Source organism: Polyangiaceae bacterium (assembly GCA_020633205.1).
Taxonomy (GTDB): Bacteria; Myxococcota_A; Polyangia; order Polyangiales; family Polyangiaceae; genus JAHBVY01.
This window is the reverse complement of record JACKEB010000010.1, coordinates 1,308,790-1,322,590: the sequence shown is the minus strand read 5'-3', so window position 1 is coordinate 1,322,590 and position 13,801 is coordinate 1,308,790. Positions and strand designations below refer to the sequence as shown.

Annotated in this window: 14 protein-coding genes; 6 read left to right on the top strand and 8 right to left on the bottom strand. The window is 64.2% G+C overall.

Annotated elements, in window-relative coordinates; translation table 11 throughout:
• Positions 1-67 precede the first annotated feature (67 nt).
• The 5 genes from H6718_05510 to H6718_05490 form a co-directional block, all read right to left on the bottom strand.
• Positions 68-916, bottom strand: a complete 849-nt coding sequence (locus H6718_05510) for a Crp/Fnr family transcriptional regulator (protein MCB9584831.1) — start codon at positions 914-916, stop codon at positions 68-70.
• The gene (locus tag H6718_05505; GenBank protein ID MCB9584830.1) at positions 903-3,545 is read right to left on the bottom strand and encodes a hypothetical protein; all 2,643 of its coding nucleotides are present in this window, start codon (positions 3,543-3,545) and stop codon (positions 903-905) included. The genes H6718_05510 and H6718_05505 overlap by 14 nt, the downstream gene beginning before the upstream one ends.
• 189 nt (positions 3,546-3,734) lie before the next feature.
• On the bottom strand, positions 3,735-3,947 hold the full coding sequence (locus H6718_05500) for a YtxH domain-containing protein (protein ID MCB9584829.1): 213 nt from the start codon (positions 3,945-3,947) through the stop codon (positions 3,735-3,737).
• A gap of 50 nt (positions 3,948-3,997) precedes the next feature.
• Complete coding sequence (locus H6718_05495; protein MCB9584828.1) at positions 3,998-4,966, bottom strand: OmpA family protein; 969 nt, start codon at positions 4,964-4,966, stop codon at positions 3,998-4,000.
• The gene (locus H6718_05490) at positions 4,966-5,328 is read right to left on the bottom strand and encodes a DUF4398 domain-containing protein (protein ID MCB9584827.1); all 363 of its coding nucleotides are present in this window, start codon (positions 5,326-5,328) and stop codon (positions 4,966-4,968) included. The genes H6718_05495 and H6718_05490 overlap by 1 nt, the downstream gene beginning before the upstream one ends.
• A 377-nt stretch (positions 5,329-5,705) precedes the next feature.
• On the opposite strand from H6718_05490, the gene H6718_05485 reads away from it, so the two are divergent.
• Positions 5,706-6,032 carry a hypothetical protein gene (locus H6718_05485; GenBank protein ID MCB9584826.1) on the top strand — a complete coding sequence of 109 codons (327 nt, stop codon included), beginning with the start codon at positions 5,706-5,708 and terminating at the stop codon, positions 6,030-6,032.
• Between the two features lie 135 nt (positions 6,033-6,167).
• Positions 6,168-6,788: a DUF4230 domain-containing protein gene (locus H6718_05480; protein ID MCB9584825.1), complete on the top strand. Its 621-nt coding sequence runs from the start codon at positions 6,168-6,170 to the stop codon at positions 6,786-6,788.
• A 181-nt stretch (positions 6,789-6,969) separates the two neighbouring features.
• Here the strand turns inward: H6718_05480 and ribA are convergent, their stop codons facing one another.
• The 3 genes from ribA to H6718_05465 form a co-directional block, all read right to left on the bottom strand.
• Positions 6,970-7,662: a GTP cyclohydrolase II gene (gene ribA, locus H6718_05475; protein ID MCB9584824.1), complete on the bottom strand. Its 693-nt coding sequence runs from the start codon at positions 7,660-7,662 to the stop codon at positions 6,970-6,972.
• 349 nt (positions 7,663-8,011) lie between these two features.
• Positions 8,012-9,040: a DNA polymerase III subunit delta gene (gene holA, locus H6718_05470; GenBank protein ID MCB9584823.1), complete on the bottom strand. Its 1,029-nt coding sequence runs from the start codon at positions 9,038-9,040 to the stop codon at positions 8,012-8,014.
• 23 nt (positions 9,041-9,063) lie between these two features.
• Positions 9,064-9,669 carry a TetR/AcrR family transcriptional regulator gene (locus H6718_05465; protein MCB9584822.1) on the bottom strand — a complete coding sequence of 202 codons (606 nt, stop codon included), beginning with the start codon at positions 9,667-9,669 and terminating at the stop codon, positions 9,064-9,066.
• A 122-nt stretch (positions 9,670-9,791) separates the two neighbouring features.
• Here H6718_05465 and H6718_05460 point away from each other — a divergent pair, with 122 nt between their 5' ends.
• The 4 genes from H6718_05460 to H6718_05445 all read left to right on the top strand — a co-directional run bounded on the left by H6718_05460 (position 9,792) and on the right by H6718_05445 (position 13,725).
• Positions 9,792-10,574: an acyl-CoA desaturase gene (locus H6718_05460; GenBank protein ID MCB9584821.1), complete on the top strand. Its 783-nt coding sequence runs from the start codon at positions 9,792-9,794 to the stop codon at positions 10,572-10,574.
• A 156-nt stretch (positions 10,575-10,730) separates the two neighbouring features.
• Positions 10,731-11,681, top strand: a complete 951-nt coding sequence (locus H6718_05455; GenBank protein ID MCB9584820.1) for a bifunctional riboflavin kinase/FAD synthetase — start codon at positions 10,731-10,733, stop codon at positions 11,679-11,681.
• Between the two features lie 60 nt (positions 11,682-11,741).
• Positions 11,742-13,133 carry a hypothetical protein gene (locus tag H6718_05450; GenBank protein ID MCB9584819.1) on the top strand — a complete coding sequence of 464 codons (1,392 nt, stop codon included), beginning with the start codon at positions 11,742-11,744 and terminating at the stop codon, positions 13,131-13,133.
• Positions 13,134-13,284: 151 nt separating this feature from the next.
• Complete coding sequence (locus H6718_05445; GenBank protein MCB9584818.1) at positions 13,285-13,725, top strand: hypothetical protein; 441 nt, start codon at positions 13,285-13,287, stop codon at positions 13,723-13,725.
• The last annotated feature ends 76 nt before the right edge of the window (positions 13,726-13,801 follow it).

Sequence of the window (13,801 nt, the reverse complement as noted above, 5' to 3'; positions counted from 1 at the left end):
CCATCGACCGGTTCCCTTTCGGGGTGGCGGAGCGTGTCTTCGCCACCCCGGCTTGTTTTGTGTCCGCTCAGGCCAACAGACGCGACAGAGAACGCACCAGCTCGACACCTTGCTCTGGATGATCCTCGAGCCGGTCCCACAGGCGTTCTATGTCGAAGACCATCAGCGTGCTGAGTTCCGCAGCCACCCAGCGTGGGCGATTCGTGGCTTCTGCCAGCGCATCCAGCCACCCGACGAGGCTCGGTGCGCGTGCCTTGCCGGAGCTGTGCAGCTTCAACTCTCCAGCCAGGAGCGCCGCGTAGCTTCCCGTCTGAGGTTGCCACGCTTGCCCCGACCGGAGCTGCAAGAGCTCGCCCTCGAGTCCGAGATCCGCGAGGATATCGAGTCCCAGGGACCCCAACCCGGGACAGGCGTGGAGTAGCTGTACGCGCTCGATGAGGCCCATTCCGCCATCTCCTACCGAGTTCGAGATCGGCTGGTGTGCGCCGTTCTGCTTGCGCAGTACTCTCGCTAGCCCGCGGAGCATGGCCTCCAGGGCGCTGAACTCGTCCTCGAACAGCGCTTCCAGCACCCGATCTTCGAACTCGAGCAGGACCGCATCCGACTCCGCAACGAGTGCGCCTCCGAGATGCTCCCCAAACGCAAGCGCTTGAGGGCCACCCACGAGTTGATGCTTTCGATAACGGACCCCCCCCTGTCGGTCGGCCAGGCTCCCAGAGACCACCAGACGCAGCGCGCGAGGCCCTGGAGCCTCGCCCTGAAGGTACTCGCCCGCGTTGAGGCGGCGAAGCTCGGCGTGGCCAGCGAGCGCCATCAAGACGCGTTCGTCGAGCTCGGCCAGGGGCGGAAAGGACTTCAGCGCCAGGCTCCGCTCGAGACGAGCCTTCACTAGTTCGTTGTTTTTACTCTGCGACATCGGCGAAGTCTCGCTCTCCCTCGTATCTCTCGCTCTCCTGTTCCGCTCTCCGCAGCCGGCGCATCAGCTCCCTTGCGAATTCTCCAAGCACGCCGCTCGCCTCGCTCAGCGAGCTGAGCACGCTCTCCGGATCGACAGCTTCAGGCTCCTCCAACGGACCCTCGATACCGCGGGCGATTTCGTCGCCCCACTCGCCAGGCAAGAGGTTCAACGCCACCTCGAGGCTCGCCGCGCGAAGTCCGGAATCGTCATGGGTCAGACCGAAGTACAGCTCCTCGAACCGCTCGTTTGGACCCCAGATATGCAGGGCGCGGAACACGCGGAGCAACGCTCGGTCGCGCTTCTCACCTATCAACGTGATCAGCAGCTCTGCTGCATCGTCGCGAGGTTCCGCGCCGAACAGCGCCGTCAGCCGACTTGCCGCGATCCGATGTTCGCGCAGCTGCTGGAGCTCATGTTCGATACAAGCTTCGAGTGTCTGCTTGTCGAGGAGATGCTCCGGATTTTGATTCCGTGCGGCGCCGAGGGCCCGCAACAGCTTGTAGCTGACCGCTTCGTCCGTCTCCCGAGCCAGCTGCTCCAGCAAGAGGTCGGCGACGGATGTCTCAGGGAACTTGCTGAGGCTACGGGGTATGTGTAGTCGGATCTGAGGATCCGTCTCCGTCGAGCGCAGGGCTCGCACAAGTGTGTCTCGTGCAGCCTCTCCAATGAGCACCATGGCGCGTCGCGCGCTGGGCCTGGCCTTTCGATCGAGGAGCAGCAGAACCAAGGCCGCGAGGTGTTCCTCGCGCGGGCACTGGAGGAGCCCGTCGGCTAGTGCGACCCGGATCTTTCGCTGAGCATCCTCCGCTAGGCGCTTCGCGATTTCGCCGCTGGGGCGCACCTCGGAGATACGCGCGGCCAGGGCTAGCCTCTCCGCTGGGGTTCCGCGCTCGCCCAGGCGCTGGAGGGAGCGGAATGCGCGGGTCGAGCCCCGAGCCGCTTTGCGCACCAAACTGAGCACCTTGGCGGCGCCGCGCACCTCCGCGTGGGCGTCAGCCAGGTGCGGCTGAATGATGCGGGTCATGAAGCGCGTGGCTCGAGCGTGACGGAGCGAAGCGGCGCGAACCTCTGGTGAGGCGTGTTCCGCGAGCTCGCTGATCGCCTGCCGAACCTCGGAGCGGGGGTCGTTGCGCAGCAAGCGTACGGCCTCGAGCACCACCCGGGGCCGCGAGTCTTGCAGCGCGTTGACCGGGATGAGGTCCGTGCGCCCAAGCTGCGCCAGCATTCCAAGCGCAGCGATCGACTCCTCGGAGTCTTTCGAGTTCAAGGCGTCAACGAGCATGAGCAACGCATACTTATCGGGTTCAGGGGCGTTCTCTGTTTGAAACAACGTTCCCGTGCGGATCCGATTGCGGAACCGCTCGACGTACTTGCCTTGCAGACCGAAGCTCACCCAGAGCGCAAAGGCGCTAAGAGCGACGCAACCGACGCGCGCCGTCATTTCAGCGTTGGCCAGCGGAATCAGCGCCAAGAGGAGCACCGAGCCCGCTGCCTGGGCCGCCCGCCTGCCAAGCGCCGCCACCCAAGTCTTGATGCGGCTGCGTTCTTGACCACTGAGCGGCAGGAATAGGATCTCCGTCGCCGCCTGATGCAAGCCATGGCGCAGACTGCCGTCGGCGCCTTTGAGCAAGACGGTGCCGGATAGGCCCGGCACGAGCATCGAGCCCAAGCCGCCAAGCAACAGCGCACCTGGCAGCACGCGTAGGCTGCGTCCAACGCCGACACGGCGCAGTAGGAAGGGCGCGATCAGCAGCTGGAATGCCAGCGCCAAGAGGTTCACTACGAGACCGAAGGAAGCCAAGAATGGTGCGAGCTCGTGCTTCGGAAGCGATGTCTGGATGGCGCTCTTGAACTGAAAGTCAGCAAATGTCGCCGCCACCGTGAGGGCCGCGACGAGCCCAATCACCCGCCACGCGTAGCCATCTTGCTCAGGTTCTCCCTCTGCGTCGCTGTCTACAGATTCCCGCGCAGAAATAGACTCGGCTGCTGATGTCCCCGACTTCCGATGCACCAACAGCCCGGCGGCGAGTACGAGCTGCGCCGCCGAGCCTAGAATTAGATGCCGGGTCGGGAGCCACGCGAGCGCCGTGCGCGCAAGCGCCGCACCGAGCACCGCGCCCACGACACCACCCGCGGCGAGTCGAGCGTAGCTCTTCTTTGCGTCGAGCACATCGAAGTGTTCCGACGCCAGCAACCAGAACTGGAGCAGTAGCAGCGTCGCGAGCGTCCCCGTCCAGACGTACAGCACCCCGAGCAACCACACGTCTCTCGCGGCTGCAAGCAGCCACAGCACGCTGCTGCCAGCGGCGCCGACCAGACATAGGCCGATCAACATCGCGCGTCGCGGAAGCTTCGCGAACCAACGTTCGTGAACGAACGAAGCCCCAATCACCAGCCCGCCCATCAGCAGGTACATCAGGGGTAGGCGGTCCGCGCTGAGGCGGCTCAAGAAGAGCGCGTCGCGCGCCGTCTCCAGCATCGCGTGAGCGCTCATGGCCAACATCAACACCACGAATCCCGTGCTCAGCCAGCCACGGTTGGTGAGTCCAAGCGTAGACGGACTGGAGGGGGTGATGTTTGAGCTCATGAGGGCACGATGCCTCGAAGGCATCAATCGCTTGGCTTGGATGCACCACGTCAAGCAAGCAGCGTGTTGTAGACACCCTGCCAATCAACAACATCCTGCTAGGAGCGCTCACCGCTGACGTCGCGCGGAGCCGGGGGGAGGGCATCTCTTGCGACGTCGAGGCGGTGAGCTGCTCGAAGCCAACTGTGGCTATTCTTCGTCCTTGGTTGCGTCGCCAATCGAGTCGCCGGCGCTCTCAGCGGCCTCGCCGGTCGCCTCTACCGCGTCCTCGGCGCCCTGTTCGACGTCTTCGGCGGTGTCATCAACGGTCTCTCCGGCGCGTTCCATCGGGCCGTCATTCGGCTCCTCGGCGTGTTTCTGATCGCTCGAGCAAGCGACGTTCATGGCCAGCGCCGTGAACATCGCGAGCGTCGTCAGCTTTGCAGTCTTCGTCTTCAAGGTAATCCTCCTGTCTACTTCTTGATATGAATTTCCACGCGGCGATTGTTTGCGCGGCCCTCTGGGGTGCCGTTGTCTGCAATCGGCGCTGATTCACCCTTGCCTTCGGCCTGCACCTGTTGCGGGTCCACGCCCTGACTGACGAGGTACTCACGCACGGCGGCGGCGCGGTCTAGGGAGAGCTTGTAGTTCATCTTGTCTGCGCCACGTGAGTCGGTGTGACCCTCGATGACGATCTTCCGGCTGCTGTCCATCTCCTTCAGTGCGTCAGCGACCTTGTTGAGTCGCTCCTTGGCAATGGGGAGCAGCGCGGACTTACCAGTCTCGAAGAGCACGGAGCCCGAGAGCGTGATCACGGTCTCGCGCGCCTCTTCCTTGATGTTGGCGAGCTTGTCGAGGCTGGCTAGCGCCGCAGCTGCGCGTGCCTCTGCTTCCTTTCGAGCCTTCTCACTCGCGGTGAGATCACCCTCTAGGGCAGCTTGAGTCTTCTCGAGCTCGGCCTTACGTGCTTCCAAGGCTTCGCGCTTTTCGTTCAGCTCGTCGACCTTGGCGTCCTTCTTCTTCAGATCCTCGCGGATCGTTCCCAGGGCATCTACGGTGTCGTGCAGTGCTTCACGGGTGCGCTCCAGGTCGGCCTTGGCAGCTTGACGTTGCTGCTTGAGCAGGCGCTGATATTCGGTATCGGCCTCAGCGGCGCTCTCCTTCTGAATCTTGAAATCCGCTTCGGCGTCCGCCAGCGCTGCTTTGCGCGTGGCGATGTACGCTAGGTGCTTCTCCTCCGGGGAGTTGTCGTCCGCGCGTTCCGCAGCCGTGAGGGCTTGCTTTGCGTCCAGCACGCGAGCGGGTGAGTAGCGGGCGGCTGCGCCGTTCGCGGAGTGGTCGTATGCCGAGCGGGCCTTGACCAGCTGCTCAGAGGGACCAGTCGAGCCGCATGCGACGAGCAGGGCTGCGATGCCAGTAAACGCTAGTGTGCGGTGGGCCATCAGTTGTCCTCCTTGAGCTCTTCAACCTTCTTCCAGGCGTCCTGTGCGGCGACGCGCTCGTTCGACGTGCGCGCCAGCTCCAGGGCAACCTGCGCGTCCATCTCGGCGCGCTCCAAGACCGTGCGGGCCTTGTCGTTTTCATCCTCGGCCATCAGCCTTTCCGCGCGGCTAGCACCGTCGCGGGCGAGCTTGAGATAGACGGACGCTTGTGGGGCTCCGTCGGCGCCGACTTCCTCCGCGGCACGGATGGTCGCTTTGGCTTGGGTTAGGTCGTTTGTGGGTGGCTGACTACCAGCGCAGGCGGGGAGTAGTGCCACACCCCAAATACTCGCCAGTAAAACGCCGACTTGCCTAAGTTGCATATCGGGCTCCTTTCGTTGAGGGCCCATTGCGAGGGGCGTGCCGACATCGGATTCGGCAGGGTCGGGGGTGAGGGAGTGACGCCGTCAAATGGGCCCTTGGCGGGCAAATCCTTGGCTTCCGCGCGCTTGAAACGAACCGGGAGGTTTTCCGTGGGTCAATGCGTGGCAGAACCAAATTGACCCAGCGCTACCGTGCGGTGTGCCCTGCCGCCCAACATCGAGCGAGACGCTGTGCCCCGAAGCGCGAGGGGGTGTGGCCGACATGGTCCGCTAGAGTGCGTACTCACGGCGCTCTGCTCCCCCGTGCGCTTGGCACGTGCTTTGTAGTGCTTGCCTCGCACAAGCGCGCGACGTGCGCGCACGCACAGGAGAAAGACATGAAGACTCAACTCATCAAGCTCGGCCTGCTGGTTTCAGCACTTGGCGTGTCCATGCTCAGCGTCGCTTGCGACGACACCGCTTCGGCGGTCAAAGAGGAGGCCAAGGAAGAAGCCAAGGAGATAGACAAGGCAACTGACCAAGCGGAGAAGGACCTGCAGAAGGCCAAGGCGGACCTCAAGCAGGACGTCGCGGAGCAGAAGCAAGAGGCCAAGCAAGACATGGCGGAGACCAAGCAGGACCTCAAGCAGGCCGCAGACGATGCAGAGAAGAAGGTCGACGAGGTCGACAAGCAGGTTGCCAAGGAGATCCGCAAGGAAGACTGACCCTCGCTTGACGACGTGAACCAGCCCGGCCAAAACCCAGGAGTGGGCGAGATCGAGCGAGGCGTGGGCCCGAAGTCGGATACTGAGCGAGCCAGTTCTCGGCCACCGCTAGGCGAACCCGACTCAGGCAATGAGATGCCTCGCTGGCTCTTCTTCCTGGTGCTGTTCATCGCGCTCCTGGGTGCCCTCGGCGGCGGCTTCGCGATCGCACGGGCGCTCACGGAGCCTCCCAAGGAGCGCATCGTCGAGGTGCGAGTCGGGGCGCCTGTGCTGGAGAGCGTTCGCGAGCTTTCTCGCCTCGAGACAGTGTCTTTTCACATGGAAAGAGTGGTCGAGCTGAAGGACGAACAGCGTCCCGCGTTCGGACTACTCAAGGCTGAGGACGCTATCCTCCTCGTCGCCGCCGCCGATGTGAGCGCGGGAGTCGATCTCAAGAGCCTGAAGGCAGAAGACATCGAAGTCGACCGAGAGGCGCGCCGGGTGAAGCTCAAGTTACCCGCGCCGAGCATCTTTGGCGTCAGTCTGGATGAGGAACACACCTATGTGCACTCACGCACCACCGACCTCCTAGCGAAGCGCAAACTCGACTTGGAGGGGCAGGCTCGGCGGCTCGCGGTCGAAGACCTGGAGGAGGCGGCCAAGAAGGCGGGCATCTTGAAACGCGCGCAGAGCGGCGCTGAGCGCACGCTCGAGAGCCTGCTCAAGTCCCTCGGCTACGAGCAGATAGAGATCGAGTTCGCACCAGTGAGACCGTGAGCCCCATCTGGTCTGCTGCACAGCGCTCCTCTCCCCCCAAAAAAACAAGCGAGCGCAAGCACAGCGTCGCGTGTGTCTACGGACTTGGGCCACAAATGTGACAGAGCCCAGCAGTTGCTGGGCTCTGTGTTAATTGCTGGGCTCTGTGTTGCGCATGAATTCCGTGGGGAACTAAATCGCGCTATTCGGCGCTGGCGTCTTCAGCCGTGAGGAATAAGCTGTCGAACTCCGTCACCGATCGGCCAGCGTAGGTGGGGAGATAGTGGGCCATGCGGCGCCGCTTCACGTCGAGATAGCCCTCGGAGAACGGATTCGGCTGGATCACCATCGGGATGCGGTTGCTGACTTCGACGCCGAGCTCCCTCAGGCCCGCAACCTTCTCCGGGTTGTTGGTGATGAGCTGAATCGACCCGATGCCCAGGTGCTCGATCATCGCTGCGGCGACGTCGTACGTGCGAGCGTCCACCGGGAGGTGGAGCAGCTGGTTGGCTTCGATGGTGTCCGCGCCTTCAGACTGCAGCGCGTACGCCTTGATCTTGTTCGCGAGCCCGATGCCACGACCTTCTTGGCGCAAGTAGAGCACCACGCCTTCACCCATGTTGGAGACGTAGCGCTGAGCCCCTTCGAGTTGCTCCTTGCAATCGCACTTCAGCGAGCTGAACACCTCGCTGGTCAGGCACTCGGAGTGGATGCGTAAGGGCACGTCGCGCTTGCCGCGCACATCACCCACCACCAATGCGAGGTGCTCGTCGCTGAGCGCGGGGTGCGGCTTCGGGCCATGCCAGTGGAAGACATGGAAGTCGAATACGCCGAAACGGGTAGGGACGGTCGCCTTGGCGAGCGCCTCTAGGCCTGGATGCTTCTCATTGGTCATCTGAGCGTCAAACTCGGCAAGGGGCGGCAGCGTTCAGCTTCACTCCAGGTGAGCGCAACATGCGCTGTCTGGGATCGACCTCTAGTTGGCAACCACATCGCTGGTGAAAACGTGCCTGGCGCTGGGCCATGCCCGCTCTTACGAGCGACTTCAATGCGGAGTTAGCCAGGAGAATGGTACCCGGCCGAGAAATGGTCAAGGCTCCGGCGCCCAACGGGGCCGACAAAACGCCCGGATTTCAGACACCTACGCTATTTGCTTTTGTTTGATGGCCGCGCTGCTTTTGTTGGATGGCCGCGCTGCTTTTGTTTGATGGCCGCGCTGGGGATTGCCCGTAAGCGCCGCTTTTTCAGGCGCTGTGAGAGGTGCACATGCCGATGATCGCCTCTTCCAGCACGGCGCGCGGGGGCCGCGCTGAGCCGCCTTTGAGAGCGCGATCCACCTCAGCGAGGGTACCGAGCCAGGCCTCCAGGTCGCGGGGGCGAATGCGTCGGACCTGAGCGTCCAGATCCTTGGCCTTGAAGGGCGGCGCACCGGCGGTCTTCGCCGCGTCTGCTGGTGACTGTCCCTGGCGCCTCGCGGCAGCAAACCCGAGCAACTGACGGGCAGACCATGAGAGCAGACCGACCAGGCGTAGGCCGCGATCATCGGGATCGTAGACGGCGGCCAGCGTCTTCATGCAGGCGGAGATGTCACGCCGAGCAACAGCGTCTACCAGCTCGAAGGCGCTGGTGGAGCTTAGGCGCACGACGCACTCGCCCACAGCTGCTTCCGTGACTTCGTTTCCGGGACCCACGTAGAGGCACACGCGTTCCACTGCGTCGTCGAGCTGCGCCAAATCTGTCCCGCCGATGGCCGCGATGAACTCTGCCACCGCTCCCGAGATTTTGTTTCCGCGTTCCTTCACCGCCCGCATCACCCAGCCTGGCAACTCGTGGGTCTTGGGTGGCTCACACTCGACCAGCCAACCTTCCTTCTTGGCTTGCGTGAAGAGCTTTCGGCGCTTGTCCAAGCTGGCGCTCGACAGCACCATCACTGTTGTATCCGCGGGGTTTGACGCATAGTCGAGCATGCGGTCGAGATCGTTGCCGCCTTTGCCGCTCTTGGCGGACTTCTCCCAGCGGTCGATGTGTCGCACCAACACTAGGCGCCGATCGCCCATCATCGGCAGGGTGCGTGCGGCGGCGATCGCAGCGTCGGCGGAGTGCTCGCCGGCGACCAGCTGATCATCGTTGAGGCCGGGGATGCCCCCTTGGGTCGCCGCATCGCGCAGCGCCTTGAGCACAGAGTCGTGCAGGAAGCGCTCGCTCCCCCACACCAGGTACACCGGGCGCAGCGTGCCGGCCTTGGCTTCTTCCAGCGCTTGGTCGGGAGTCATCGAGGGGGAGGATACGCTCGGGCTTACTGGATGCGTTGGGGTTTCTGCGGAAGGTGACGCAGGCCCATCCAGCCGATCGCGGCGAGGTGGCTCGCGACCACCTCTTTCTTGAAGCGGCGCGGATCGCTGCCCCACCACTGACCAACCAGAGTCACCATCCCGATCAGCGCGTGGGCGTAGATGGGCGCGACCTTCGCGTCGTATCCAAGCGTCTTGAACTGCTCGTTGAAGATGTCGCGCACACGCGTGCCCAGATCGCTGATGACAGACGGCATACCTCGCCCGCGCATCTGCATCGGCGCGTCTCGAGTGAGCACCGCGAAGCCATCTGGCTCGTCCTCGACATAGCTGAGAAACGCCAGCACTGCCTGCTCGAAGCGCGTGCGCGCGGAGCCCTGCGCGATGGCATCGCTGATGCGCTCGTAGAGGGAGTCCATCTCGCGATCGACGATGATCGCGTAGAGTCCTTCTTTGCCGCCGAAGTGTTCGTACACGATCGGCTTCGACACCTTGGCTTCGCGCGCGATCTCCTCGACCGACGTCGATTCGTAGCCGTGCTTGGCGAACACCGCGCGGCCGACTTGGATCAGCTGGGCGCGGCGCTCGGCGTGGGTCATGCGCTTGGTCATTGATCGCGTCGTACTTCAGAACGACTACGCGCGCGAAAGTTGCTTGACCGTAGCCTACGATAGCGTAACTTACCTATCCGTAACCTACTGGGTCGTAACCCCGAGCGACGGTGAGGTGAGAGATGTATTTCGTGCTCTGCGCAGCAGTCTTCCTGGCTGCCTATACGCTGAATGTATTAATGATTACGGTCGGTTATCACCGCGGTTTAGCGCATGGCGCCGTGACGCTGGGCCCCCGTTTGCGGCGCTTCGTGATCCGCTATGGAGTTTGGGTCACGGGGCTGGATCCCAAGGCCTGGGTGGTGATGCATCGACGTCACCACGCCTACTCAGACACGCCGCAGGACCCGCACAGTCCGACCAACGTCGGGCTGCTTGGGATCCCCCTCGAACAGCTCAGGAGCTACGAGCGTACCCTGGTGGGCCTTGCTCGTAAGGACCCGCGACTAAACGCCTTCACCCAAGGGCTCGACTTCGAGATCAGCTGGATGAACCGTAAACGGGTGTGGTGGATCCCATACACCGTTCATCTCCTCGTTGCCCTGGGGATAGGCGCGCTGGGCGGTGGCTGGCTTCTGGCTGCCGCCTACTACCTCGGGATGATGAGCCACCCCGTGCAGGGCGGCCTGGTCAACGCCTTCGGGCATGCTGTTGGCGGCAGGAACTTCGAGACCGGCGATGACAGCAGGAACAACCTGACGGTGGCGCTCTGCGTGGCTGGCGAGGGACTGCAAAACAACCACCACGCCTATCCACGCTCGGCCAAGTTCAGCTTTCGCGCTTGGGAGCCGGACGCCGGCTACTTCGCTTGTCGGGTGCTGCAGGCGCTAGGTCTGCTGCAGGTTGACGCGGAGCATTTGATACCCAGTGCGGACAGTTCTCGCTCGATGGCCACCGGGTCCTGACGGCCTCGCTCTCACATCACAGGCCGTGCAGGGTGCTCCTGCACGGCTGGAGCGTGGCCAAGCCGGGGTGCCTGTAGTAAAGGCCTGCCCGTGCCCCACGCCCCTCGCAGCCCGCTGATCCGCGGCTTGGACGCCCTCCAGTCGGACGCGCCTAGCCTGGTTGCCATCGGCAACTTCGATGGGGTGCACCGCGGGCACCAGGCGGTCTTGACGGCTGCCGCTGAGCGGGCGCGAGCCCGCGCGTTGGTCCCTCTCGTGCTGACCTTCGACCCACATCCCCTCGAGGTGCTCGCGGGGATGCACCTCGATCGGCTGACCGACGAGGAGCGTAAGGCGCAGCTGATGGCTCGGGTGAGTCCGGAGCTAGCTCTGGTCGTGGAGCCGTTCACGCGAGAGCTGGCGGCCAACACCCCGGAGCAGTTCGCTCGGGATTTCCTGCGAGACAAGCTGCGCGCGGCGCACGTCATCGTAGGCGCGAACTTTCGCTTTGGACAGGGACGCGCTGGCGACCTCGGGACGCTTCAACAGCTCGGGGAGCGCTATGGCTTCGACGCACAGGCGGAGCCCCTTTTGGCAGACGCAGAGCGACCGATTTCGAGCTCTCGGATCCGCGAGCTGTTGCGCAGCGGCGAGGTGATCGAGGCGGCCCGGCTGCTGGGGCGGCCGCACTCGGTGAGCGGTGTCGTGGTGCAAGGCGATCAACGTGGCCGCACAATCGGTTTCCCTACGGCAAATATCTCTGGTGCTGTCGAGATGTTGCCGCCGTTTGGTGTCTACGCCTGCTTGGTGGACGACATCAGCGATGGTGGCGCCGGCCGCGCGCTAGGCACTGCGGTCACCAACCTGGGGGTGCGCCCGACAGTCAAGGAGCAAGGCGCTCTCAGCGTGGAAGCGCATCTGTTAGACCACGCGCCCGGCTCGAGCCAGCAGGGGGCGTTCAGCGGCGATCTCTACGGACGTCGTCTTCGAGTGCACTTCGTCGCGCGCCTCAGAGAGGAACGCAAGTTTGAGGGCTTGCCCAGCCTCGTCGCGCAGATCAAAGCGGATGCGGAGCAGGCACGTGAGGCGCTCAAGAAACGCGAACCGGCGTCCGTCGCCTGGGTTTGATTCCTCGCTGCGACGCCGTTGGGACTTCACGAACGCGGCGGTCTCATCTAGCTTTCAGCGGTGGACCGCTCCTCACTCGACCGACTGCAACGCCAAGAGCTCATCGAGCTTGCTCGCTCGCGGGGCATTGAGCGTCCCGAGGTGATGACTCGGGATGAACTGATCGACGAGATTCTGCGGCTGAGCTTCGCAGATCCGACCGAGGTCAAGAGCGTGCGCGGTTGGTTTGGGGTCGCACGCGATTTGCTCGCAGGCCTGGTGGAGCAAGGGCTCCACCTGCCTGACGCGGCGAAGGTGATCCGTGGAGACGGTCCCGGAAGCGTTTCGTCGGGCCGCCGTCCACTTGCCACCGTGACGCTAGCGGAGATCTACGCAGCGCAGGGTCACCTGGGGCGTGGGATTGCGGTGCTCCAGGAGGTGCTCGAGAAAGAGCCAGAGCACGAGGTCGCGAGCCGGCTTCTCTCAGATCTCGAGGCGCGCAAGCTTGGCGGGGATGACGATTTCCCTGAGGAATCATTTGCGTGGTCCGACGCGGCACCGGCGACTCCCGCCGAGTCTCCTGCTGCGATCGAATCACGGTCCGGGGAACCTCTAGACGTCGACTCAGGTCACGACGCCGTCGACGCACCCAGCCCTGATGTCGTCACGCCGCTAGTGTCCTACGTCGATTCGGATTCCGTCCCGGCTATCGTGGCAACCAGCGTGGAACCGTCAGCGAAGGCAGAAGTCGAGCTCGAGGCGCCCACGCTGCGCACGACGCAGCTGAGCGACGAGCTTCCCCCTTCGGAACCTGTCGCTGCCAACGATGCGACCGAGCCGGTAGACTCCCGCGCCGACACCGCCGCTGCCGCCTCGCCGGTGGACGCGGAGCTGGTGGACGCAGAGCCGGAGGACGCAGAGCCAGAGCAGGATACCTCGCCAAACGCCTCGGAGCAGGCCGTCGAGGAACCGACTTTGGAGAGTATCCCTAAGGAAATTGTTGCCGCGGCCGTGGCGATCGTTGCCGAAGCGTCCACGGAGCGGGACGCCGGTGGGGATCTCGAGTCCCCCGATAGCTGCGTGCTGTTCGTGCGCGCCCAACGCATCGTTGTCAGCTGGTGTGTTGCGCAAGCCAGCTTCGCTCGGCACCTCAGCGAGCAACCCGACGGTGCTCCAGTCGTGCGCCTCGCCTGGTGGGCGCCTGGGCTGCCTGCCTCGCGTCACTCATTGGACGTGGCGGTCACTCAGGCGGCGGGCGAGCTGCTCGTCGAGCCCACGGGCTACTCGCCCCACGCGATCCTGCGGGGCGCCCTCGGGTGGCGGCGTGAGTCTGGCGAGTTCCTGGTGATGGCCACAGCGGTGATTTGCGCGCTCGACCCAGTCGCGCTCTTGTATCGCCCCCACGCCGCCGCGCCGCCTGCGTCTGCGGAGCGTGCGGATGCTGCAGCTGCGGTCGCTGGCCGCTACGCCTGACGCATCCACGCTCACAGCTCGGTCCTCAGCAGCTCGATCCCTCAAGAGCTCGATCCCTCAGCAGCTCGATCCCTTTAGGCACTGGCGCGCTGACGTTCTTGGTCTCATGGTTCACGCTGCCCGAGCGCGCCCTGCGACGGGCCTCGCTCTGATGCCGCATCTTCCCTGGCTTAGCCACTCCTCACTCTTCTTCGCACTCGCCCTGCGAAAGCGCCGCGCCTTTCGCATCGCCTACTTCGGTGTGTCCGGGTGCCTGCTCGGCTGCTCGGGCGGCGCTGAGCCTGAAGAGGAGACCGTCTCGCGACCCATTCCGTGTGAAGTGCAGCAGGTGCTGGAGCGCAACTGCCTGCGTTGCCACGGGGAAGAGAAGCAATACGGCGCGCCCTACTCCTTCATTTCTCTGGACGAAATCCATCGCGTGCGAGGCGGGGAGCCACTCTATCGCCGCATGTTGGACGCCCTCGAGGAAGACTTCATGCCACCTGTCACGCTCAAGGTAGAGCCTCCGGTGCAGGACATCTCCGACACGGACCGCGACGTGCTCATCGCGTGGACGCGGGCCGGGGCGCCCGAAGGCGAAGCCTGCCAGTAGCTGGCGGTCGGTGGCGTGCGGCGGCGCCCGCCAAATGCGGTCCTGGAATAGCCTCGTTGGCAACTGAGTCCGTGGG

Bases quoted from the DNA above. Each gene is read 5' to 3' on its own strand.
- ribA (MCB9584824.1), bottom strand. From the start codon at position 7,662: ATGACCAATGAGAAGCATCCAGGCCTAGAGGCGCTCGCCAAGGCGACC.
- H6718_05505 (MCB9584830.1), bottom strand. From the start codon at position 3,545: ATGAGCTCAAACATCACCCCCTCCAGTCCGTCTACGCTTGGACTCACC.
- H6718_05495 (MCB9584828.1), bottom strand. From the start codon at position 4,966: ATGGCCCACCGCACACTAGCGTTTACTGGCATCGCAGCCCTGCTCGTC.
- H6718_05465 (MCB9584822.1), bottom strand. From the start codon at position 9,669: ATGACCAAGCGCATGACCCACGCCGAGCGCCGCGCCCAGCTGATCCAA.
- H6718_05500 (MCB9584829.1), bottom strand. From the start codon at position 3,947: ATGTTCACGGCGCTGGCCATGAACGTCGCTTGCTCGAGCGATCAGAAA.
- H6718_05510 (MCB9584831.1), bottom strand. From the start codon at position 916: ATGTCGCAGAGTAAAAACAACGAACTAGTGAAGGCTCGTCTCGAGCGG.
- holA (MCB9584823.1), bottom strand. From the start codon at position 9,040: ATGACTCCCGACCAAGCGCTGGAAGAAGCCAAGGCCGGCACGCTGCGC.
- H6718_05445 (MCB9584818.1), top strand. From the start codon at position 13,285: ATGCCGCATCTTCCCTGGCTTAGCCACTCCTCACTCTTCTTCGCACTC.
- H6718_05480 (MCB9584825.1), top strand. From the start codon at position 6,168: ATGCCTCGCTGGCTCTTCTTCCTGGTGCTGTTCATCGCGCTCCTGGGT.
- H6718_05490 (MCB9584827.1), bottom strand. From the start codon at position 5,328: ATGCAACTTAGGCAAGTCGGCGTTTTACTGGCGAGTATTTGGGGTGTG.
- H6718_05460 (MCB9584821.1), top strand. From the start codon at position 9,792: ATGTATTTCGTGCTCTGCGCAGCAGTCTTCCTGGCTGCCTATACGCTG.
- H6718_05485 (MCB9584826.1), top strand. From the start codon at position 5,706: ATGAAGACTCAACTCATCAAGCTCGGCCTGCTGGTTTCAGCACTTGGC.